Source organism: Synechococcus sp. MIT S9504 (assembly GCF_047497135.1).
GTDB lineage: Bacteria > Cyanobacteriota > Cyanobacteriia > PCC-6307 > Cyanobiaceae > Synechococcus_C.
The window spans coordinates 1,312,017-1,333,676 of the sequence record NZ_CP138942.1 but is presented as its reverse complement, the minus strand read 5'-3'; the positions used below and the strand labels follow the sequence as shown (position 1 = coordinate 1,333,676).

Genomic DNA, 21,660 nt, shown 5'->3' with positions numbered 1-21,660 from the left:
GACTATGGCTCCACAATGATTCGTCTGGCTTCATTGTCGTTGATTTTGCGCATCATAAAAGTTTCTGCATTTGTTTTCCATTTCATTCGCATTGATTAGATTAACGCCTGAAAAGTCTTCAGAGCATCTGTGAATTTTTGGATTTAATGAGTTCTACCTCTAAATGTGATTGTGCTCATGAGCATATGCACATTCGACAGGTTATCATTTATGATTTATTCTTTAGCATTAGCTGTCATTGTAATTGAATATGACTTTATATCCAAACAATTCTGGTAATTTACACTTTCATGAGTTATAAGTTGTAAATTCGTCATCAGATCATTTCCTATTATGCCTCTCCGAGACTTCAATAAACAAGTTGCTCTTTTTGTCACAGAAAAAGTAGGTACAATGACTTGCGCCTATCTTTTTGCCTTCATAGCGCTGATCTCGTTGCCTGAAGCATTGTCATCAGAAGATCCTTTAGAAATTGTATCCTGGATTGCTGAAACATTTCTGCAGCTGGTGTTGTTGTCAATCATTATTGTTGGTCAGAATATACAAAGTGAAATCGCTGAACAACAAGCCCAGACCGATCGAGAAACGCTAGCGGCCATCAAAAAACTGGCGGAGGAAATACATGTCGTTGCCACCCAATCGCAATCAAGCTGACTGTGCTTTTTGATTGTTGGATCAGTTTCATTTGAGTCGCATTCATTTCTTTTGATGGTCAGCTGCTATGTGTAATGTACGGCTGTTACTCCTATGTCTAGTGTACGAGAGAGATATTATTCAGACCAATGGCTATTCAATCATCAGCTTCTAACTCCAATACATCAGAGCACTGCGGTTCGAAACCTAAGCCAATTGCATTTGGCATTGCACCACTCGGAGTCGTAGCTATCGGAATTGTTCCTATGGGTGTAGTTTGTATCGGCATTGTGCCAATGGGTGTTGTTGGCATTGGACTTGTTTCCATGGGAGCTATTACTGCGTCTGTTGTTGGTATGGGATTACTTTCTGTTGGTTTAAATACTATGGCGGTCTGGACCGCTGGTCCGTTGAGCATGGGTTTTGTCAATTTAAGCGGATCTAAGCAACAAATGCCTCATATTCATCATTCACATCCCCATGCATTAAAGAATTCTCATCTTGAAAGTCAACTGATGTATTCAAGCGAAAAACTCGCACTTTTTGCTGCTAAACGAATGGGTTGTAATACTGTTTTCAAAGTTGGTAACTATTGGAAGCCATGTGATGATAGTGAAGCATCCGAAACCCATTAGGATATTCTTAATACTTGTTTATTTGTGTCATTTTTCTCGAGCCAATTATTTACCATTGCGAGTTAATTTTTTAAGACTTTAAACTATTATTAGTTGATTTGGACGTCGCACCCCTTTAAATGTCTTGTTCTCGCAATGAGTCTGAAATTTTGTGTTCTAAGGCTATCGATTATTTAACTCGCACGATAGTTCAGCAGATCTATTTTCCGAGCGTTCCTAATTGCCAACAATCTTCAGTACAATTAGTATATTTTCTTTATTATCCGTCTATTCCTAGATCAATTTAATCACCTGCTGTTATCATTTTCAATTATTGAAAGTTAGGTTTTATCGATTATTTTCCCCGTAGATTTTGTAGTCTTATGAATACGTCTCCTATCAGTCCTCCATAGTTCATACTTTGTTAACTTCAGTATTAAATTGTTTTACTATGTTGTTGTCTGCTGATCTAAAACAAGCATTGATCGTTTGATCTGAGTGCATAGGTCTTGTACCCAGTTAATTGCTTCCTGTTGGTCTTCTGTTGATCCATGAATATGCTAATCGTGGAAGGGGTATAATTCTACGAGCCTGTATATATTTTTCATTTCCACCACGGGTCTTTCGTTACTTTAGAAATTGTATTTTATTAATACGCATTTTCTTTTATGCTCTGGTCAGTATTTGATTGTTTGTTAATCTAGCAAGCCGCTTGATGTTAATAGATAGACCTCCAGTGACCACCCAAACAAAAAAGATAGAATTACAGAAAAAACTAGGTAGAAATATTGGTTGCTTAGAGGAAAATAAGGTGTTTTGCGTTGTCTCATACTAATTTCATAAGTTGCTTCAGGATACGAACCATAGGCTTGAGGCGTGTGCTTTGGTCTGTCTAAACTGCTCTATTAAAGATTCTCATTTGTGACCAGTTGCTCAATTTTTACTAGCCTTTAGTGAATACCGTGTTGCATGTATTTTCATTGATGGCTAAATTCACGTCAAAACAATTTTTTATTGATAACTAAGGCGCCTAGGCTTTTAAAAGCAAGTCTATTTTTTTAAATTAAATGGTATTGTACAAAGCATTGCATACAAATAATCTACAACGGATGATCGAACGGGTGTGGATGGTCCGGCAAGCTCACCTGATAAAGAGTGTCTACAGTTGGTTTCCACTGCACGAGGTGAAGAGGATTAATTTGATGCTTGTCTAGGCAATCCCAAATATCTTTTCCTGGCAATGATGCTGTTGACCAGTGATCTCCCTGGCTGATCATTTGCTCTCTTACATAGTCTTTCCAATTTTTCCATTTTATTTCTGGATAGTTTTTGATGAATTCATCAAGAATTACAATGTCAAAATTCATTGTTCCCTTGTAAGATTTTATTTGGGTCCTTATTCATTATACGACTCATGGTGTTTTATTCACAATCCATACAAAGTTATTAAATTATATTGGTTTATTCGCTTTACTGATTTTTTCTATTTTCGATATCTAGAATTTATTTAATTAATTTAACTACTTTTGTTTTGCATTTGTTTAAATGCCGCTTTCTTCTAATTACATATATACTTTCAAATTGTGACTCGCACACTATTTGTTGTGAATCTTGTTTACTGAGTGGAACTGTTCTTGATTTAATTTAACTATAAAGATTTTCATTATTCTATTGAAAAATTCTTTTGCTGTAGTCGAGATTCAGTTTAATGTTGCGCTTTGATGCTGATATTAATCCTCTGAATAGGCAGTTATCACTGTACTTTCAATGATATGACCAGCCCCTCTAATCATCTCTTTGTTATCTTCGTACAGTTTTTGTGCTACCCCAGCTGGGGCTTGTTGAACGGCACAGACTTTAAATACATCGTCTTTGCTGACTCCACGAAACAGCGTTTTAATTCCCACTGAAGAGTGCATCTTGGTGACATCTTCGCTGTCATAGATTTTGACCCATTCTGTAAATGGAACGCTTAAGTTGAAAGTCCAGACAGTGGTTTCCATGGCTTGAATTGATGCTCCATTATATTCTTACATCTTCCCTTGATTGATCAAATCGCTTTGTGACAGTCTTTTTCAATTGTTCAGTTTTGATGAGGAGAGCGAAATTCCTTTTCAATCTGTTTTTCGCTACTCTCAAATAGTGGTATTTATTTGATTATTATTAGAAAGGCCATGAGTCGTTTTCTGACACTGCAGAGATTCCTAATGGAGCAGCTTTAGCAATAGGTCAGTTATTGTTTCATATTTGATTTCGTTTTTGTTTGTTTTACGAATCATCGACAGCAGCAATCTCTAACCCTGATTTCTGTTTCTTGTGTGTTGTTGTTTCTTAGTTGATTGCTCATTGGCCTGATTTTAGGAGCTGGTGATTGCTCTATCTACCACAGCGATAGAGAGGGCGATGATTAAGATTGACCTAAAAGTCATCGTTGAGCCTTGTTATTTGTGGGGATAACCCCCTGGTTTTTTAGGATCACACCCTTTCTGGTTAAACTTGCTACATAGCTTTGGTGTGGACTCCGAAAAGTTCTAATGTTTTTCTGGTGATTGTTTAGACCAGACTATCCAGTTTTGTTCATTCAGACGCTTACAGTGCTGTTTCTTTCAGCTAGTCAATGCATACCTCGCCAAAGTCTTTTGATTTGCCATTTATGTACTTATTCTCTCTTTTTGCTATGCTACGCTTCGATCATTAAGTTGTTTTACGTGTATTAAGGCTATCAGTTCTAATTCAGCTGATTGGTTCATTTTTCTTTCTTGAAGTGATTTTTGGCATCGTAGTTATTTGACTGCTTTATACCCTCTTCTATTACCATATATTTTTAAATCTTGCTGTTGAATTTTTTGCGTCTTGTTAGTCTCTATAGAATGCATCAGGCTCTCTATGTTTTGATCACCGTTCTAATTTAGATATCCGATTTTGGGCTTAAGTGTATGATTGATGGAAAAATGATTAGGTTTAATCCTTACTCTCTCGCATTATTCGCCCATGTTGCTAATCGCCTCTTTTTTGCACTTATATGTTACTGGCGGCAGAACGATGTGGTTGTTGATCTACTAGTACTCCAGTGCACCACCAGCCAGTATGCAGGGGGCACCCAGTATTCAGGGGGCACTGTTCTCCACCGGCCACCTTCTCTAGCTCTTCATTTGCGAGTTCTGACTGGGCTTTCTTCAAGTTATCAGCAGAAATAGTTAAACCCACGTTTTTAGCTATTGCAACTACTTCATCAGCATCAGCAGCTTTCTTGAGCTTCTCCTGAAGGCTGGTGTCAGCTTTGACCTTTTCCAGGAAGGTTTTGAGTTGTTCTTGAGTCATGGGTGTCTCCGAATGGTGACCCTTTTGTTCTAGGCCGCTCGTACGGCAGAAAATAGAGGGACAGCCGACCTCAAAGGTACGGTTTCAGGACCTCCAGACGGTTTGTACGGAAGCCGAATCACAGACCCTCCGTGGTGATTGACAATTCAAAGCTCCATTCTGTGCGAGGGCTTTGTTAGGACGGCTTAACTAGCTTATCTCAGTATGTAAGCAATCTCTGAATTCAATTTCCTACATCCAAATGGCACTTTCGTACACCCAGCACCTACCAATTGGAACTAAGTCTTTACCCTCAATATTACGTGTTTTTCAGTGATTCCTCTGAAGGGTTTGGATAGACTTTCTTGAAATCCTCAGCAGTAATAAAAATCTAGTTTTTTGTAATCTCAACAACTTCATAAAGATTACCTGGGGCTTTGAGCATGTCCAGAGGTCAGGCACCAGCTCTGAGCTTCTCTAGTAAGTCTTTGTGTTATTTTCGTAATACGAGTATCTTTTCTGCTCAGTAGTCATTTTGACGGTCAGCGTTGCCCTTCGTAAACGTAGAGTCTCCCATTAAATAACCTGACTTCGGGTCCGTGATGTTGTTCATTGTTTGCCCTTGATTCACATTTCTTCTTCGCCTGAGCTTGCACAATGGTATGTGTCGATCACTATGTTTTAGGAAGTCTTAGGTATATACCCATGTCGACTCACCTCAACCATTCAAGTGAATACCAGTATTGTTGGAGTATTTTGTTTCCACTCCTCCAATTTTCAAATTTACCCCTTTATTGTTTTGACGGTAAATACAGTAGCTACGTGATAGTTAATAGGAGAAGAAGGCTTATCATTAACTTGCACAGGCAAGGAGTAGAACCGATGTTTGTGAGCTTATGAACTCAAGAACTCCCTTCTCTCCCCCCCCAATTATTTGATGAGGCTTGTTACATCCCTTAGTGATATCTGTCACAGGTGATGGTCATCAACAACTGCCTCTGTGCAATGCGAATCGAGCAATTGCTTTCTAATTTGTAGGGAGCAGGCTGACCCCGATGAATTGGGGTCGCTGTCATCAGGGGAATTACTGCTGCACAAATTAGGCGAGAATAAATAGAATTTTCCTTTATTTATCCCTTTTCAACTGCCCTCGATTATGACAAGTATTGAAGGCTTATTGATGGGGATTAGTCAGGCTATTGAAGAAATATAAGAGACTGTTAATGCAGGGACTTTGAGTGTGTAAGCTTTATGCTTGATTTTAGAAACACCAAGGATATCCCAAACCTTTTGCAGTACCACTGCGAGACGTTGCAGGTGGTGATGGCGTCATCGATAAGGGAAGCTAGTTGCTGTTTTTCCTGATCTGTGAAGGCAGGGCCATGCGTGCCGTCACCGAATGCTTTGCGGATCCTCAGCGCTTTAGCTGAGACCTCATGTTTCCTGGTCATTGGCGATGAGGTCGATGAATCTTAACTGCCTCTACTGTTCGTTTTGAAGGGCTGTTTCCTGCATTCGCCGGATCCGCTCAAGAAGAGATTCGTTCGATAGGCGAGAAGACAGTCGCTCCACCAGTAATGGAAAAGCCAGTGGTGTCGGGCGTGGCGTAGGGCAGTGCAGTGTTTCTCCGCGTTGCATTCTTTTCAGTGCACTGCGTAGCCGCGGTAGTTCAAGCTGCTCTTGCAGCACTTCCTGTCGCGCTTGGCGAACAAGAAGATTGTTGGGTTCATGTTTGTTGAACACCTCCCACAGCAGTGAGCCGCTGATCTGCAACTGTCCAGCGCTTTTGCTCTTTCCAGGGAAGCCCTGAACAAGTAAACCTGCAACTTGGGCGATACCACGGAAACGACGTCGACACAGCTCCGAAAGATTCAGTGCCTGTTCCAGATCCGTTTCCAGATCATTGTCGTCGAGTAGCTCCTCCAGATGCTCTTCCAGCAGGTCATCCATGGGATATCCCCTGGGCGCCAGTAGTTCAAAACCGTAGTCATTGACCGAGACCGTGATCGTGCCGCGATGGCGTCTTGTCAGTCGTGTGGCCCATAAAAACCCCAGGCCCTCATGCACAAATCGGCCTTCAAACGGATAGGCGTAAAGATGCATGCCTTCGCGTGTGCGGCAGGTTTCAATCAGCAACTGTTCACTCGATGGCAGGGTCGACAGATCCATCTGGCGTTCAAACAGTGGTTCAAGCGCACTGAGCTCCGGTGTGTCCAGTTCGCCACGTCTGGCTCTAGAAACCTCTTCTCGCAAATGGTGGGTCAGCAGATCCGAGAGCGACATCTGTCCACCGGCCCAGGCTGGAACAGCTGTGCTTTTTTTCGTTGTCGTCTTCACGTAGGCCGTCATGTCGCGAAGTCTCACGAATTCCAGCTGACGTCCTGCGAAAAAGAACACATCCTTCGGTTTCAGCTGACTGATGAATGTTTCTTCAACATGTCCTAATACTGATCCCCGCACATATCGAACCCGGATTGCGGGAGCCGATGTGATTGTGCCGATGTTGAAGCGATGCAGTCTTGCGATGGCGTTGTCGCGAATGACAAAACGGCCGTCATCCGTACTGTGCAGTTTTCGGTAACGGGGGTAGGCACTGAGGCAATCACCTCCGTGTTCAAGAAAGCGCAGACACCATTTCCAGTCACTCTGTTCCAGTGTTCTGTAAGAGCTTGTGTTCTGAATGGCAGCAAGCGTTTCGCCAGGTCTGAATCCAGGTCCACATGCCAGCGTCGTCAGATGTTGCAGCAGAACATCCAGCGGTTGGTTGGGTGGGCGTCGCTCTTCCACCATGCCGTTGTTAAGCCCGCGGCGAACGGCACTCAGCTCCAGCAGTTCCAGGGCGTTGGTCGGCATGAACAACACCTTTGAGGTTCCACCCGGTAAGTGCGCTGAGCGTCCTGCACGCTGCAGCAGGCGTGCCAGATTTTTTGGTGATCCGATCTGAACAACTCGCTCCACGGGTTGAAAGTCCACTCCCAGATCGAGGGAGCTGGTGCAGACCACCCAGAGCATCGACCCTGCTTTGACAGCAGCTTCAATGGCCTCTCTTTCACTGCGATCCAGGGCGCTGTGATGGAGGGCCAGCAGTCCTTCCATTTCAGGACAGGCATAGCGCAGACACTGGAACCAGCGCTCAGCCTGGTTGCGGGTGTTGGTGAACAGCAGAGTGCTGGTGCAGGGTTCCATTTGCCCGATCAGATCTTCGTATCGCCTCAGTCCGAGGTGACCGCCCCAGGGAAATCCATCGATGCTGTCGGGAAGGATGCTTGTGACATCCAGCCCACGCTTGGGGGCTCCAGTGATCAGGCATGGCTCGCAATTCACGCCCAGGGCATGCCGGGCCGATTCCTCGAGATTTCCGATCGTTGCGCTGATGGCCCAGGTCTGCAGCCGAGGGCGTTGTTGTCGCAACCAGCTGAGAGCCAGTTCCGTTTGCACGCCACGCTTGCTTCCAATTAGCTCATGCCATTCGTCAAGGATCACGGTCTCAAGCGTGCTGAACAACGCCTCGCAATGGCGACCCGCCAGCAGTACGCAGAGTGATTCCGGGGTGGTGATCAGGATTTCAGGTGGTGTTCTGGTCTGGCGGTTCCTTTCAGCGGTAGCGGTATCTCCATTTCTGATCCCCACTCGCAAGGGCCAGCCCATGGTCTCGATCGGTTGCTTCAGTGCCACCGCAAGGTCACGGCTCAGTGCTCTCAGTGGCGTGAGGTAGAGCAATCGGACACCCGACTGTTCAGCCGGTGTCTCGAGCATGTGCGCGATTGGGCCCATCACGGCGGCATACGTTTTCCCTGAACCGGTTGGCACCTGGATCAGCCCGCTGAACCCCAGCAGGTGTGCTTCCCATGTGCGGGTCTGGAAGGGAAGTGGTTCCCACCCCTGATGTTCAAACCAGTCCAGGACCGGCGCGAGCATCTGCTGTTGATCAGGGTCGCGCTGCTTGCGATCGCACTGTTCTGGAGACGTCTGATTCACGTTGATCGCGTTCGCTGAACCAATTGATCGCAGAGCGTTTGAGCATCTTCGATGGTGTTGGCGCTGTCAGCCGTGCGGTCACTCCGCCATCGCAGGATCCTGGGAAAACGAACTGCCAGGCCACACTTGTGGCGCTTTGAGGCCTGAATGCCTTCAAATCCGATCTCGAACACCAGTTCAGGGTCCACCGAGCGGGTTGGACCGAAGCGTTCGCGCGTGTGACGGCGGATCCATCGATCCAGTTCGAGGATCTCGGCGTCGTTCAATCCGGAATAGGCCTTGGCGAACGTCACCAACTGACGGTTGCTGGTTAGCTCCGACTGTTGGTCCCAGAGTGCGAAGGTGTAATCGGTGAATAGGTTGGCGCGACGTCCGCGCCCTGCCTGTGCGTAGATCAGCACCGCATCCAGGGTCATTGGATCGCGTTTGTGTTTCCACCAGTGTCCGCGTTTGCGCCCACTCAGATAGGGCGATTGCAAGTGTTTGAGCATCACTCCTTCGGCACCCTGCTCCACGGCCTCTTGGCGCAGTCGATCGAGCTGATCCCAACGTTGCAGTCGTTGTCCACTGCTGAGTCGGCAACGCCACCCCTCCGAGCTGGTAGCAATGCGTTGTTGAAGATCGCCGAGTTGTTCCAGCCGCTTCTGCAGAGATTTCGAGCGCAGATCGTCTCCATTGCGTTCCAGCAGGTCATAGGCCACGAAACTCGCAGGACACTCCAGCCTCAGTTTGCGGCCGACGCTTTTGCGGCCGAGCCGCCGCTGCAGATCACTGAAGGGTCTGGGTTGCTTCTCAAGCTCTCCCCAGCAGATGACTTCGCCATCAAGCACCGTGTCGGCGGGAATCGCTTCCGCCATGTCAATCAGTTCCGGGAACTGCTCGTTGATCAGTTCTTCGCCACGACTCCAGAGGTAGGTTCCGTTTTCGCGCTGAATCAGCTGTCCGCGGATGCCATCCCATTTGTGCTCCACCCACCACTCCGATGCCGAGCTGGCCTCGAGCGTGTCCTGTTTCAGCGGACTGGCCAGAAAAAACGGATAGGGCACCGGTCCTCTGTTGGAGCGTTCTCCGTCGGCGATCGCAGTCAGAGAGCGAAACCATTGCTCTGACGGCACTCCCGGTGTCATCAGTCGCTCCAGAACCAGAGCTTCCTCGAGCTGAAATCCAGTGGCGATCGCTTTCACGACCAATCCTCGGGCGACGCCGATGCGGAAGCCGCCTGTCAGCAGCTTGTTGAACAGAAACAGACGATCACAAGGCAGTGACTCCCAGATCGCCAGCACGATGTTGCTTTGTTGATCAGGTTCCATCGCTGCGACGGCAGGCAGCAGTTCCTCCATCCACCAGTACAGCGGTGGTGAGCTGCTGAGCTGATCAATCCAGGTCGTCACGGCCGGGTTGTGAATACGAGCCGGGATGTCGTTGCTCAGTTGTGGCCAGAGCAGCGAAAGGGTTTCCGCAGAATCGCCGACATGGCTCTGACAGTCATCGAACAACCAGTCAGGCATTGCGCTCGCCTGCTGAAGAATGTCGCGCAGCCGTCGACCGGTGATCAAACGTTTGCGCCGCTCACCCATCAGCAGCAACACCGACCAGGCTGCGTCATGAGCATCTGATCGCTGCAGATGTCCAGCGATCAGATCAATCTTGCGTTTCGTTCCAGTGATCTGATCCAGCTCCTCGATTAGAGCCGCGAAAGCATCCATGCCGAAAGGGCTCTCTGGCTCCTGCTTAGTAATTCCAGAGATTGTCCTCACTGGGACCCGTCACCTGGACGTTGCAGTCGTTGATCCCGGCTGAAGCGACGTTGAAAGCCTTCACGTAACGCGTTGCTGATTCGGATTCGCCACTTTCACTCAGAGCCCCCTGCAGACGGGCGAGAGCGTTTCCGACCTGATCGCGCGTGAGTGCTCCGTCCGTCAGACCTGTGCAGATGGCTTTCGCCGCTGCCGCACCATCAGCGGGGAACACCACGGTGTTGATCTGCTCGATCGTGATCGTGGTTTGCTGGGCGAGCACGGGTGCTGCGGTCGTGGTGATCAAAACCATGAGGCCGGTCAAGGCAGAGTTGCGGGTCGTCATGGTGACGGGACGTTGCTTCAAGAATGGAGTTCGAGGTTAGTTCAGTCGAGCTGATCGAGTGGTTTGGCGTCGAGTCCATATCGCTCGCGTAGAAAGCGCGCCAGCACATCGCTCTGCCCATGGGTGACGTACACGGTCTTGGCACAGCTCTGCAGCACCGTTTGCACCAATCCCTGCCAGTCCGCGTGGTCGCTGAGGACGAAACCTCGCTCATAGCCCCGCCGCCGTCGCGCACCCCGCACTGCCATCCATCCCGAGGCAAAGGCTGTCTGCGGTGACCTGAACCGCCGCATCCAGGCAGAACGATGGGCCGAGGGTGGTGCCAGGACCAGTCGACCCGCCAGAGAATCCTTGCGCGGCAGTTCGCTCACGGGTCTGCTCGCCGTCATGGCCACTCCTGCTTCGCGGTAATGGCGCGTGACAGTTTCAACGGCTCCGTGCAGCAGCACTTCCTCGTCAACACCGATGGCGTTGAGCTCTGCCAACAGACGCTGAGCCTTGCCGAACGAATAACAAAACAACAGCGAGGGGCGTTCGCGGTCTCCATGCCACCAGTCTCGGATCTGTGCTGCCACCTGCTTGCCCGACTCCCAGGCATAGATCGGCAACCCGAATGTGGCTTCGGTGATCAGCACGTCGCAGGGAACGACTTCAAAGGGTTCGCAGCTGGGGTCGGGGCAACGTTTGTAATCGCCGGTCACCACCCAGACCTGATCTTCGACCATCACACGGATCTGAGCGGACCCCAGCACATGACCAGCGCTGTGGAATGACAAACACGCCTGATTGAGCCAGAACTCCTGGCGATAAGGCATGCAGTGGAGAGTAATGTCTCGGCCCAGGCGCTGACGAAGCACTCCTTCGCTGACATCCACAGCCCAGTATTCGCCGCAACCAGATATGGCGTGATCGGCATGGGCGTGTGTGATCAAGGCTCTCGATACCGGCCTTGAGGGATCGATCCAGGCATCCGCTGCTCTGCAATACAGACCGCTGTCAGTTCGCTCAAGAACGTTCATGAATCAACTCTGGCAAGCCTGATCTGCAGATGTGTCCCAGGCGCCTGAGGTGGTTACTTGCTCATTGCGAGCATGCGTCTGATCGGTGCTTCCGCTTTGGAACGAATCGACTCCTCCATGGTGATCTGCGGCGAGAGTTTCTCAAGACAGTCGCGCAGTTTTTCGAGGCTGTTCATGCGCATGTAGGGACAGGCATTGCAGCTGCAGCCATCGAGGCCCGGGACATCCAATAACGTCTTCTCTGGGACCCGCTGCTTCATCTGATGCAGGATCCCGGGTTCTGTGAGAACAATAAATGTGTTGGATTCACTGGTTTCAGAGTGAACCAGAAGTTTGCTTGTGGATCCAATGAAATCGGCAAGATCCAGGAGGTTTTCCTGACATTCCGGATGGGCGATCACCTCTGCATCCGGATGTTCCAGTTTGAGTTTGAGCAGGGCTTCTTCACTGAAGGTTTCATGCACGAAACAGCGTCCGGGCCAGAGCGTGAGTTCGCGTCCGCTCTGGCGCTCCACCCAACGTCCGAGATTGCGGTCAGGGGCAAAGAGCACCGGTTGTTGTTCGGGCAGCTGCTTCACCAGATCCACGGCATTGCTGCTGGTGCAGATCAGATCGCTCTGGGCCTTCACGGCCGCGGTGCAGTTGATGTAGCTCACCACCAGATGATCCGGATGGCGCTCGCGAAAGCTGGCGAATTCATCGGCTGGACAGTCGTCAGCCAGTGAGCAGCCCGCATCGATATCGGGGAGCACCACTGTTTTTTCAGGGCTGAGGATCTTGGCGGTTTCCGCCATGAAGTGGACGCCGCAGAACACGATCACGTCAGCATCTGTATTGGCAGCTTTCCTCGACAGCTCGAGCGAGTCACCGATGAAATCGGCGATGTCCTGAATTTCGGGCTCCTGGTAATAGTGCGCCAGGATCACGGCATTGCGTTCTTGGCGGAGCTGGTTGATCGCCGCGACGAGTGCGGTGTCAGAGCTCATCGGGGCCTTCTGGGGCAGGATGGCACCAGCCTAGAAGTCGTTCTGACATCACTCCGTGTTGCCATTGCCGGAGACCTCCATGGTGACTGGGGGAAGGGAGATGTGAATCTGATTGAGCGACTGCAACCGGATGCACTCCTTTTTGTTGGAGATCTCAGTGATGGAGATCTGCGCCTGGTCAAGAGCATCACCCAGCTGTCGCTGCCTGTGGCCGTCCTGCTTGGAAATCATGACCGTGGACGCGACAGAAGCGGTGATCTGCTGCAACAGCAGATCACGATGCTGGGTGCTCGGCACTGTCCATGGACATTAAGGAAATGGAGCCAGCCCAGACTGGCTGTGGTTGGTGCCCGACCTTGCAGCGCAGGGGGTGGATTTCACCTCTCGCAGGCCGTAAAGGCGGTGTTCGGGCCAATCACTGAAACACAATCGGCCGATTGGATCGTTGATGCTGCCGGGAAGGCCCCCGCGGACTGGCCACTCGTGGTGCTGGCGCATTCGGGTCCCACGGGGCTGGGATCAGAGGCGAACAGCCTCTGTGGTCGCGACTGGAAGCAACCTCATATCGACTGGGGTGATCGGGATCTGGCTTTGGCTCTGGATCGCATGCAGCAAACTCGTCCAGCAGACCTTGTGGTGTTTGGCCACATGCACCATCAGCTCAAGGGACAACGCGGAGAAAGGATTACTTTTCACCGGGACCGCAGAGGCACCTGCTTCGTGAATGCTGCATGCGTGCCAAGAGTTGGTTTGGATCAATCCGGGCAGCCGCTGCATCACCTCACCTGGGTCGAGTTCGCAGGGACTGAACCAGCGTTGATCAGTCACCGTTGGTACCGACCCAGTGGTGAACTGATCTATGAACAGACGCTGCTTCGTGCTGCCATGACAGGGCAGTCGCCATGTTGATTTATGTCTGCGTCAGTACCCATGGCTACGGCCATGCTGCCCGTCAGGCTGCTGTTCTCATTCAGTTGCACCGACTCCGGCCCGACTGGCATCTGGTGATCAGTTCGAGCGTGGATGAAGCCTTTCTCGCTCTTGTACTGCGCGATGTTCCAGTCAGCAGACGATCGGTTCGCTGGGATGTGGGCATGCTGCAGGCCGATGCCCTGGGTATCGATCAGCAGGCCACACTGCAAGCTCTTCAGCAACTCGAGAACGACCTCCCGAAGCGGGTGCAACGCGAGGTTGACTGGATTCGCTCACAAGACAGCCAGTGTGTTGTTGTCGCTGATATTCCCCCTGCTGCAGCTGAGCTTGCCCGCCAGCTGAGTGCCCCTCTGGTCTGGATGGGCAACTTTGGTTGGGATGAGATTTATGCACCCCTTGGTGGTGCCTTTCTTGCCTGGGCCGACAGAGCCACATCGGCATACCAGTGCGGATCGCTTCTGCTGCGCTGTCCCTTGTCGTTAGCCATGGATTGGTCGCTGCCTGAACAGGCGCTCGGTCTTGTGTCAGCAGATCCAAGGTCGTTGCCATTGGATCTGGAGCGGCGTCTTCGCGCTGATGTTCGAAAGAAAGTGCTGGTGGGTTTTGGTGGTCTTGGCTTTGCCCTTCGACCTGACCTTTTCACGCGCTGGCCTGAACGTCTGTTCCTCTTGCCTGCACCCCAGGATTCCAGGTTGCTCGAGCAGCTTGCTCAGATCTCGAATGTTCTGCTCTTGCCTGAAACGCTCCGATTTCTGGATGTGATGCCGTTCTGTGATCGACTTCTCGGCAAGCCAGGATTCAGCAGTTTTTGTGAGGCGATGGCCTGTGGTCTCGGACTTCACGTGGTGGAACGTCAGGGATTTGCTGAAGCGTCAGCACTGATGAACGGTTTGCGAAGGCATGCGGCACACAGGATCCTCACTCGGCAATCCCTGGAACAAGGTGATTGGAAGCTGGATCAGCCTCTGGAACCTGCTGCTGGTGAGCCTCTGAAAGCCGCCGGGGCCGTCCAAGCTGCCGAGGCGATTCACTTGGTCGCAGCCAACACTGTTAAGCAAGGCTGATTTTTTCAATTAAGTCAGCTTATCTGCGCTTCAAAGCATTTCTGTCCCTGGACTTTTGCGCCTGGTTTGCCACGCACAGACCCCCATGACGATCGTCCGCCTGTCACAGGGCCCCTGTGATCGATGGGATCGGTTCGACACAGTTTGCCCGTGTTTTGCAGCACTGGATTCATTGAATCCAACGAATCAGGCATTGAGCTCACTTCCCTTGTGATGTCGATGTGCGGTTTTGTTCTTTGATTGTTCCGTATGACTTCCCTTGCTCTCACCGCCTGTCGTTGTATTCCAGGCGCTGTTGCAAGTGTTGTTCCACTGCTCACCATTCTCCCTGCTCCAGAGTCACGTGCAGCTCTTCCTGCATTGGAAAGCTCCCGTTCCAGGCTGGTGATGCTTGAGGAAGATGCCAAGACTTCGGCTCTTCCTTACGTCATTACTCCTGAGCGTCGCGCGATGCTCAATACGATTCGCTTCGCGGAAGGCACCTGGAAGGGTGGTCATGATCTTGGCTATCGCGTCATGTTCGGCGGTGGTCTGATGCCATCCATGGATCGACACCCCAACCGTGTGATCTATTCCTCCCGTTACGCAAGTGCTGCTGCTGGTGCATACCAGTTCATGCCATTCACTTGGGATATGGTCAAACGCCGTCTAGGCGTCAGAGGGTTTGGTCCCGAAGTTCAGGACCAGGGTGCGCTTTTTCTGATTCAACGACGTAAAGCTCTGAAGCTGACTGACAGCGGTGTGATGAGTCCGCACCTTGCCGCGAAGTTGGCTCCCGAGTGGGCTTCCTTTCCCACATTGCGTGGAAGAAGTTATTACGGACAACCTGTGAAGCGATTTGCCAATCTGCAAGGATTTTTCAACGTGAATCTTGCCCAGTTGCGCAAGATTCGTGATGAGCGTCGCTTAGCTCTTTCGGCACAGGAATCCGGTCGAGCCAACCTAGATGCTGTTTCAGATTGCCTAGGTCCAGCTTTCTCTTGCAAGTAGCCCTGAGGCTTCCCGCATGACTCAGCCATCCTGGTTGGATTCGTTCAGTTTGCGTCCAACCGTCGCTCCGGCGATCAGATAGGCACCGATTCCTCCAGCCATGAATCCCATGCCGTTGCGAATCAGCGGTAACAACTCACTGGTGCGCGTCACCACGGGCCCAACGCCGAACACTCCGAAAAGCATCACCCACAGCGGCGAGAGCAACAGCAGCCAGCCCCAGGCAATTCGCTCACCTTCTTTGCGTGGATAGGCCGCGAAGCCTGCAATCAGACCACCCAGGATTGAGGTGCTGAGCGTCCAGAGCCACTGTTCCGTCGGCAGGCCCGGTACAACCTGGCATCCGCCACGATCCAAGCAGAGTTCCACCGCATCCAGTGCCGCCAGGATGGCGCCGTCCTCTCCGTGATCCTTCACATAAAACTGATTGCCGTAGCGGGTCTGTAGTTCAACCCACCACGTGCGTGGCATCAGCGCAAACAGGGCATCGCCCACATTGAAGTTGAGCAGATTGCCCCCACGCGGATCCGCCACCAGCAGCAGGCTGCGTTCATCAAGCCCCCAGAAGTCCTTCACGGCTAGTCCCGGAGTTCGCTCGTATTGCGTCAGCACTCTCAGCTTCCAGCCGCTGCGTTGCTCAAAGGCGTCGAGAGAGGTTTCCAGTGACTGGCGCTGCGTCTGACTCAAAGCCTTGGCAAGGTCAATCACCGGCGTCGGATGGTCCGGGAGCAGTTCTGGATTGTCGATTGCAGCGGCAGGCGCGGCGAACATCACCAGCAGGACCGACAGGCTCAACAGGGCCTTTAAGCCACTCATCATTGCTTGGACACCCATGATTCAGAGCGAATGCACGCCATTCTCACCACATGAAGGCCTTTGATGTGCCCTGCCCCGAATGGCTGCGGGAACGACTGCAACAACATGGCCTGCGGGTGCCCTTCTCCACCTTCATGGAATGGGCACTGCATGACCCGGATCACGGCGCCTACGGAAGTGGTCAACTGCATGTGGGCACGGCTGGAGATTTCGTCACGTCTCCATCTCTCGGTGAAGATTTCGCCGGCCTTCTGATTCATCAGCTGACCGATTGGCTTGAGGATCTGGCGGCTCGCCATCCAGATTCCCTGCTGTCAATCGTGGATGTGGGGCCAGGTGAAGGTGATCTGATCGCTCAGTTGATCCCCCTTCTCCAGGCTTCAGAAGCTGAATGGCTGTCGCGCCTGGAGTGTGTGCTCATTGAAATCAACCCCGGGATGCAGCTCCGCCAAAGGGAGCGTCTCCAGTCAGTGGGCAATATTCCCTGCCGCTGGTCTTCCATGCAGGACCTTGTGGCTGAACCGGTCAACGGCATCATGCTGGCCCATGAGCTACTTGATGCTCTGCCGGTTGAACGTCTCATCCTGAGAGGTGGATCGCTCCGGCGTCAGATGGTCACTCTCGAGACATCAGAAGCATCGGTCCCCCTGCTGAGGTGGGATGACGATCCATTGCCACCGCCACTGCAGGAGCAGATCAGGGAGTATGCGGATCGTGATGCTCTCAACCTGCCGCCAAGGGGAGCCATGGAGGGATGGACGACGGAATGGCATCACTCCGTTCAGCCCTGGATGAAGCAGGCCTTTGCAGCCATGAACGATGGCCTGTTGCTGGTGGTGGATTATGCCCTGGAGTCAAGCCGCTACTACAACCCTCGGCGTGTTGATGGAACGCTTGTGGCCTACAAATGCCAACAGGCATCATCTGATGTTCTGCGTGATGCGGGTTGTCAGGACATCACCGCTCACCTGTGCCTGGAATCCCTTGTTGGAGCTGCCTCAGAGGCTGGCTGGATTTTTGCCGGCCAGTGCCGTCAAGGAGAAGCGCTGCTTGCGTTGGGCCTGGCGGAGCGGCTGACAGCACTGCAGCAGCTGCCTGCGGATCAGCTGGCTGAAGCACTGCGTCGAAGAGAAGCCCTGCTGAGACTTGTCGACCCCAGTTGTCTTGGTGAGCTGCGTTGGTTCGCCTTTCTGCGCAACGCACCAACTGCAGCGGACAATGGACTCCTCGACAGTCGTTTCCTGCGCGAACCGAGCTGATCAGTTCAGGGATGCAAGACAGCGACTGACATCCTCGTTGCTGATTTCGTCACTGATGATCACGTTGCCGATCCTTGTCGGCAGGACGAAACGCAGTCGCCCGTGCCGAACCTTTTTATCGCCTTGCAAGGTCCGCACTGCGGCTTCCTGATCAAGGGGCGGCCAGGCCATGGGTAAACCGGCCTTCTCGATGAGTTTCAGCTGGCGCTGTTGATCAGCTTCACACCACAGACCTTTCTGGACGGCGAGGCGCCCAACTGCTGCCATGCCGATCGCCACGGCTTCGCCATGCAGCCACGTTCCGTATCCGGTCAGGGTCTCAACCACATGTCCGAAGGTATGGCCGTAGTTAAGGATTGCGCGGCGGCCCCCTTCCCTTTCATCGTCGGCGACCACCAATGCCTTGGCTTCCGCTGAGAGCACAAGGATGTCGTGGAGCAACGTCGGATCCATGGCTGCAGGATCGGAGAGGTCAGAGGCTTCTTCCAGACGCCTGAACAGGTCGGGGTCTCCAATCACTCCGTATTTGATCACTTCCGCCATTCCAGCCCGGAATTCCCTGACAGGAAGCGTGTTCAGTGTCAGAGGATCAATCACCACCAGGCGTGGCTGGTGGAAGGCTCCGATCAGATTCTTTCCCTTTGGATGGTTTACACCGGTCTTGCCACCGATGGAGGCATCCACCATCGACAGGAGAGTGGTCGGAACCTGAACGATGCCGATGCCGCGTAGCCAGCATGCGGCTGCGAAGCCAGTCATGTCACCGACAACGCCACCTCCCAGTGCCAGCATCAGGGAGGTGCGCTCAAGACCCTCCTGCTGTGCCTTGTCGAGGATCAAGCTGAGTGTTTGCAGTGTTTTTTGTTCTTCGCCCGCTTCGATTTCCAGCAGCACAGGGTTGAAGCCTGCAGCTCTGAGTCCGTTCAGGCAGCTGTCGCCGTAGGGACCGGCGACATCAGGATTGCTGACCACAAGAATCTTGGTGCCGGATCGAATCGATAGGTCGTTGAGAGCGCTTCCGATCGCTCCCACCATGGAGCTGCCGATGATCACGTCATAGGGGTTGATCTCGAGGGCAACCGTGATCCTGGTTCGTTCCTGCAACTCAGCTGCCTGCGCTGTGCGCGTGCTCATGGGCCGATGCTGCGGTGGCAATCCGCAGGCGATTCGATCGACTGACCCTATCCTCAGCCCGATGCCTTTGAGTTTGATGAATTCTGTCTCCAGGCCAGATCGCCGGACAACACTGACAGCCTGGGCCTTTCTTGCGCCTGCGCTCACACTGCTGAGTCTTTCGGTGTTGATTCCGGCAGCCATGGCTCTGTTGATCAGCTTCACGCAGACAGGGCTTGATGTGTCAGAGCCGCTGCGATTCATCGGCCTGGCCAACCTGCGCAGACTTGCTGGTGATCCGATGTTTTATCGGGTGCTGGGCACCACCCTCATCTACCTCGTGGGGGTGGTGCCGCCAATCGTTGTCGGTGCCCTGGCCTTGGCCGTACTGGTCAATCGGGTTCTGCCTGGCATTCATTGGCTCAGAGCTGCGTTCTACACACCCGTGCTGGTGTCGATCGTTGTCGCAGCCATCGCCTTCCGTTGGCTGTACGCAGAGAACGGCCTGATCAATGGCTGGCTCGAAGCACTGATCGGCTCAGGCTTCATTCCCATTGAGTTTCTGACCAACCCTCTGCTGGCACTCCCATCGGTGATGCTCGTGACCCTCTGGAAGGGTCTGGGGTATTACATGGTGATCTTTCTTGGAGGTCTTCAGGGAATTTCCAGGGAGCTCTACGAGGCCGCGGAATTGGATGGCAGTGAAGGCTGGAGGAAACATCTCGACATCACTCTTCCATTGCTGCGTCCGTACGTGACTCTGGTGGCAGTGATGTCAGCCATTGCTGCCACCAAGGTTTTTGAGGAGGTGTTTCTGATGACGCAGGGTGGACCTGCCGACTCAACCAGAACCCTTGTTTATTACGTGTATGACCAGGCTTTTGCAGAGCTTGAGATCAGCTATGCCTGCACTGTTGGTCTTGCCCTGTTCCTGATTGTTTTGCTGCTGACGGCCATCAGGTTTGCCTTCACTGAGGAACGGTCACTGATTTAGACGACTGCTCAAAGGGTCGGATGGCAAGCTTCAGAGGAGGAGATCAGTGGCCATGGCTAGCGCTGCCGGAACAATTGGCGTTGTTGGGGGTGGGCAGCTCGCATTGATGCTGTGTGAAGCAGCACAGTCGCGGAATATTGATGTGATCGTGCAAAGCGCATCCGGCCAGGATCCGGCGATGTCTGTCGCTCAGGGGCAAGTCCTGGGTGCAGCGACAGATGCTGCTGCAACTGCTGAATTGCTGAAGCGCTGCCAACACATCACGTTTGAGAATGAGTGGATACCCGTTGAAGCCCTGCAGGCACTGGACCGAGATGGAGTGCTGTTTTCCCCTTCTCTTGACAGTCTGCTGCCGTTGGTGAACAAGCTGTCTCAACGCCGAATGCTGGATGATCTGGCGATTCCAAGTCCGGCTTGGATAGCTCTGGATGAGATCAACACCGACTCACCGACTCTGCCCTCTGGCTGGACGTTTCCGGTCATGGCGAAAGCAGCCCATGGCGGTTACGACGGCAAGGGAACCTGCGTGCTCGCAGATCTCAAGTCTCTTGAGGAACTGTTGAGCAGAGTTTCAGTTGAGGATTGGTTGCTGGAAGCCTGGGTCACTTATGAACGTGAACTGGCGCTGGTGGTCAGTCGTGACCAGCAGGGACGAATCCGTAGCCTTCCACTGGTGGAAACCCATCAGAAGAATCAGGTTTGTGACTGGGTTCTCGCTCCTGCACAGTCGGAGCAATTGTTGGAAGCCACCGCATACAACATTGCTGCTTCTCTGCTCACAAGCCTCAACTACGTGGGAGTGATGGCGCTTGAGTTCTTTTATGGGCCAGCGGGTCTGATGGTGAATGAGATCGCCCCACGCACACACAACTCCGGTCATTTCTCCATTGAGGCGTGCAGCAGCAGTCAGTTCGATCAGCAGCTCTGCATTACAGGAAAGTTGCCAGTGCCGGCATCGGATCTTGTGGTGCCAGGCGCGCTCATGGTGAATCTTCTTGGTCTGTCTTCTGAGGGCAGCGAACCGCTGAAGTCAAGGCTTTCTGCGCTGGAGGCCATCCCCAGGTGCCACCTGCATTGGTATGGGAAGGAGGAAATGCCTGGAAGGAAGGTTGGTCATGTGACTGTGCTGCTTGAACAAGCCGATTCCGAGGCTCGTGGCGAGGAAGCTCAAAGCCTTCTGAAGCAAATACGTGCTGTCTGGCCGAATCCCTTAAATTGACGTTGGACTGCCTGGTTGGTGACAGCCTTTCTCTAGTGCTCTGATCTGACTCTCTTTCGACTTGGGGTGACTGTCGTGAAGGTGCCGTAGACCGGCCTTGTAGCCGGAAACGAATCCTCGCTTTGTCGCCCCTTCTGGTAACTCCAGGTCGAACGCTGGGGCTTGCACGGTCAGGTGGTCCACCTATTAGCAAATGCAGTGGTAGCAAGAGTTTGCCGCCACTGCATCTGTTGGATGAAGTCGATAGTCCACTACCCAAAGCTTCCGAATACCTTCGAGGAAGTGGAATCAGGTATGGCAAGAGAGGCTGAAAAAGAACTTGAACGCATTGAACGTGAGCTCGATGCCAACCCTCCTTCAGGAAAGCCACCGGTGAAGAGAGGCGGTAAAAACGGCTCACCTGATGAGCCCTCAAAGAACAACCACCTTGATGCTGGTGTTGTCGGGGCTGTACTGCTCGCAGCAATTGCGTTCATCACCATGGTTGGTGAAACCCTTAGCCCGAAGCAGAAGACTCAACTCAATGCAGCATCGATGGGCGGAGCTGTTGGTCTGCTTGTTGGGTGTGGCGTCGGGCGAATTAAGCGCTGACCAATATTGATTGATGATTAGTGATGCTCTCTAAGATGTCTATAAGGCGCTGCTTTTGTAACCGATAGT

At 52.0% G+C, this 21,660-nt stretch carries 19 protein-coding genes and 1 other RNA gene; 10 read left to right on the top strand and 10 right to left on the bottom strand.

Annotated elements, in window-relative coordinates:
* The first annotated feature begins 333 nt into the window (after positions 1 to 333).
* The gene (locus SIB58_RS07675) at positions 334 to 654 is read left to right on the top strand and encodes a hypothetical protein (protein WP_066905556.1); all 321 of its coding nucleotides are present in this window, start codon (positions 334 to 336) and stop codon (positions 652 to 654) included.
* A gap of 128 nt (positions 655 to 782) precedes the next feature.
* Positions 783 to 1,268 carry a hypothetical protein gene (locus SIB58_RS07670; protein WP_074159271.1) on the top strand — a complete coding sequence of 162 codons (486 nt, stop codon included), beginning with the start codon at positions 783 to 785 and terminating at the stop codon, positions 1,266 to 1,268.
* 1,079 nt (positions 1,269 to 2,347) lie between these two features.
* Here the strand turns inward: SIB58_RS07670 and SIB58_RS07665 are convergent.
* The 8 genes from SIB58_RS07665 to nadA form a co-directional block, all read right to left on the bottom strand.
* Positions 2,348 to 2,614: a hypothetical protein gene (locus tag SIB58_RS07665; RefSeq protein WP_066905559.1), complete on the bottom strand. Its 267-nt coding sequence runs from the start codon at positions 2,612 to 2,614 to the stop codon at positions 2,348 to 2,350.
* A gap of 363 nt (positions 2,615 to 2,977) precedes the next feature.
* A complete protein-coding gene (locus tag SIB58_RS07660; protein WP_066905562.1) occupies positions 2,978 to 3,250 on the bottom strand; it encodes a DUF3764 family protein in 273 nt (90 codons plus the stop codon).
* A gap of 1,015 nt (positions 3,251 to 4,265) precedes the next feature.
* The gene (locus SIB58_RS07655) at positions 4,266 to 4,568 is read right to left on the bottom strand and encodes a Nif11-like leader peptide family natural product precursor (protein WP_066905564.1); all 303 of its coding nucleotides are present in this window, start codon (positions 4,566 to 4,568) and stop codon (positions 4,266 to 4,268) included.
* 1,461 nt (positions 4,569 to 6,029) lie between these two features.
* The gene (locus SIB58_RS07650; RefSeq protein ID WP_066907822.1) at positions 6,030 to 8,465 is read right to left on the bottom strand and encodes a ligase-associated DNA damage response DEXH box helicase; all 2,436 of its coding nucleotides are present in this window, start codon (positions 8,463 to 8,465) and stop codon (positions 6,030 to 6,032) included.
* A gap of 56 nt (positions 8,466 to 8,521) precedes the next feature.
* Positions 8,522 to 10,231: an ATP-dependent DNA ligase gene (locus tag SIB58_RS07645; RefSeq protein ID WP_066907707.1), complete on the bottom strand. Its 1,710-nt coding sequence runs from the start codon at positions 10,229 to 10,231 to the stop codon at positions 8,522 to 8,524.
* 25 nt (positions 10,232 to 10,256) lie between these two features.
* Complete coding sequence (locus SIB58_RS07640) at positions 10,257 to 10,628, bottom strand: DNA ligase (protein ID WP_231857072.1); 372 nt, start codon at positions 10,626 to 10,628, stop codon at positions 10,257 to 10,259.
* A 20-nt stretch (positions 10,629 to 10,648) separates the two neighbouring features.
* On the bottom strand, positions 10,649 to 11,626 hold the full coding sequence (locus tag SIB58_RS07635; protein ID WP_067325428.1) for a ligase-associated DNA damage response exonuclease: 978 nt from the start codon (positions 11,624 to 11,626) through the stop codon (positions 10,649 to 10,651).
* 53 nt (positions 11,627 to 11,679) lie between these two features.
* The gene (gene nadA / locus SIB58_RS07630) at positions 11,680 to 12,612 is read right to left on the bottom strand and encodes a quinolinate synthase NadA (RefSeq protein ID WP_066907701.1); all 933 of its coding nucleotides are present in this window, start codon (positions 12,610 to 12,612) and stop codon (positions 11,680 to 11,682) included.
* Positions 12,613 to 12,675: 63 nt separating this feature from the next.
* Here nadA and SIB58_RS07625 point away from each other — a divergent pair, with 63 nt between their 5' ends.
* The 3 genes from SIB58_RS07625 (at position 12,676) to SIB58_RS07615 (ending at position 15,599) form a co-directional block, all read left to right on the top strand.
* Complete coding sequence (locus tag SIB58_RS07625; RefSeq protein WP_066907817.1) at positions 12,676 to 13,521, top strand: TIGR04168 family protein; 846 nt, start codon at positions 12,676 to 12,678, stop codon at positions 13,519 to 13,521.
* Positions 13,515 to 14,609 carry a hypothetical protein gene (locus SIB58_RS07620; RefSeq protein ID WP_067325431.1) on the top strand — a complete coding sequence of 365 codons (1,095 nt, stop codon included), beginning with the start codon at positions 13,515 to 13,517 and terminating at the stop codon, positions 14,607 to 14,609. Before SIB58_RS07625 ends, SIB58_RS07620 begins: the two co-directional genes overlap by 7 nt.
* 249 nt (positions 14,610 to 14,858) lie before the next feature.
* Positions 14,859 to 15,599, top strand: a complete 741-nt coding sequence (locus tag SIB58_RS07615; RefSeq protein WP_066907695.1) for a glycoside hydrolase family 104 protein — start codon at positions 14,859 to 14,861, stop codon at positions 15,597 to 15,599.
* Between the two features lie 21 nt (positions 15,600 to 15,620).
* On the opposite strand, the gene SIB58_RS07610 is transcribed toward SIB58_RS07615, so the two are convergent.
* Positions 15,621 to 16,415, bottom strand: a complete 795-nt coding sequence (locus SIB58_RS07610) for a TPM domain-containing protein (protein WP_197461088.1) — start codon at positions 16,413 to 16,415, stop codon at positions 15,621 to 15,623.
* Positions 16,416 to 16,465: 50 nt separating this feature from the next.
* Here SIB58_RS07610 and SIB58_RS07605 point away from each other — a divergent pair, with 50 nt between their 5' ends.
* On the top strand, positions 16,466 to 17,674 hold the full coding sequence (locus SIB58_RS07605; protein ID WP_067325434.1) for a class I SAM-dependent methyltransferase: 1,209 nt from the start codon (positions 16,466 to 16,468) through the stop codon (positions 17,672 to 17,674).
* Here the strand turns inward: SIB58_RS07605 and aroB are convergent, their stop codons facing one another.
* Positions 17,675 to 18,808 carry a 3-dehydroquinate synthase gene (gene aroB, locus SIB58_RS07600; RefSeq protein WP_066907687.1) on the bottom strand — a complete coding sequence of 378 codons (1,134 nt, stop codon included), beginning with the start codon at positions 18,806 to 18,808 and terminating at the stop codon, positions 17,675 to 17,677.
* A gap of 76 nt (positions 18,809 to 18,884) precedes the next feature.
* Between aroB and SIB58_RS07595 the strand changes: the two genes are divergently transcribed.
* From SIB58_RS07595 to SIB58_RS07580, 4 genes are all read left to right on the top strand, one after another.
* Positions 18,885 to 19,781 carry a carbohydrate ABC transporter permease gene (locus SIB58_RS07595; protein ID WP_156486519.1) on the top strand — a complete coding sequence of 299 codons (897 nt, stop codon included), beginning with the start codon at positions 18,885 to 18,887 and terminating at the stop codon, positions 19,779 to 19,781.
* Positions 19,782 to 19,833: 52 nt separating this feature from the next.
* Positions 19,834 to 21,000: a 5-(carboxyamino)imidazole ribonucleotide synthase gene (locus SIB58_RS07590; protein ID WP_067325437.1), complete on the top strand. Its 1,167-nt coding sequence runs from the start codon at positions 19,834 to 19,836 to the stop codon at positions 20,998 to 21,000.
* A 1-nt stretch (position 21,001) separates the two neighbouring features.
* Positions 21,002 to 21,185: non-coding RNA, 6S RNA (gene ssrS / locus SIB58_RS07585), on the top strand.
* A 49-nt stretch (positions 21,186 to 21,234) separates the two neighbouring features.
* Complete coding sequence (locus SIB58_RS07580) at positions 21,235 to 21,591, top strand: hypothetical protein (protein ID WP_231857070.1); 357 nt, start codon at positions 21,235 to 21,237, stop codon at positions 21,589 to 21,591.
* Positions 21,592 to 21,660: the final 69 nt, after the last annotated feature.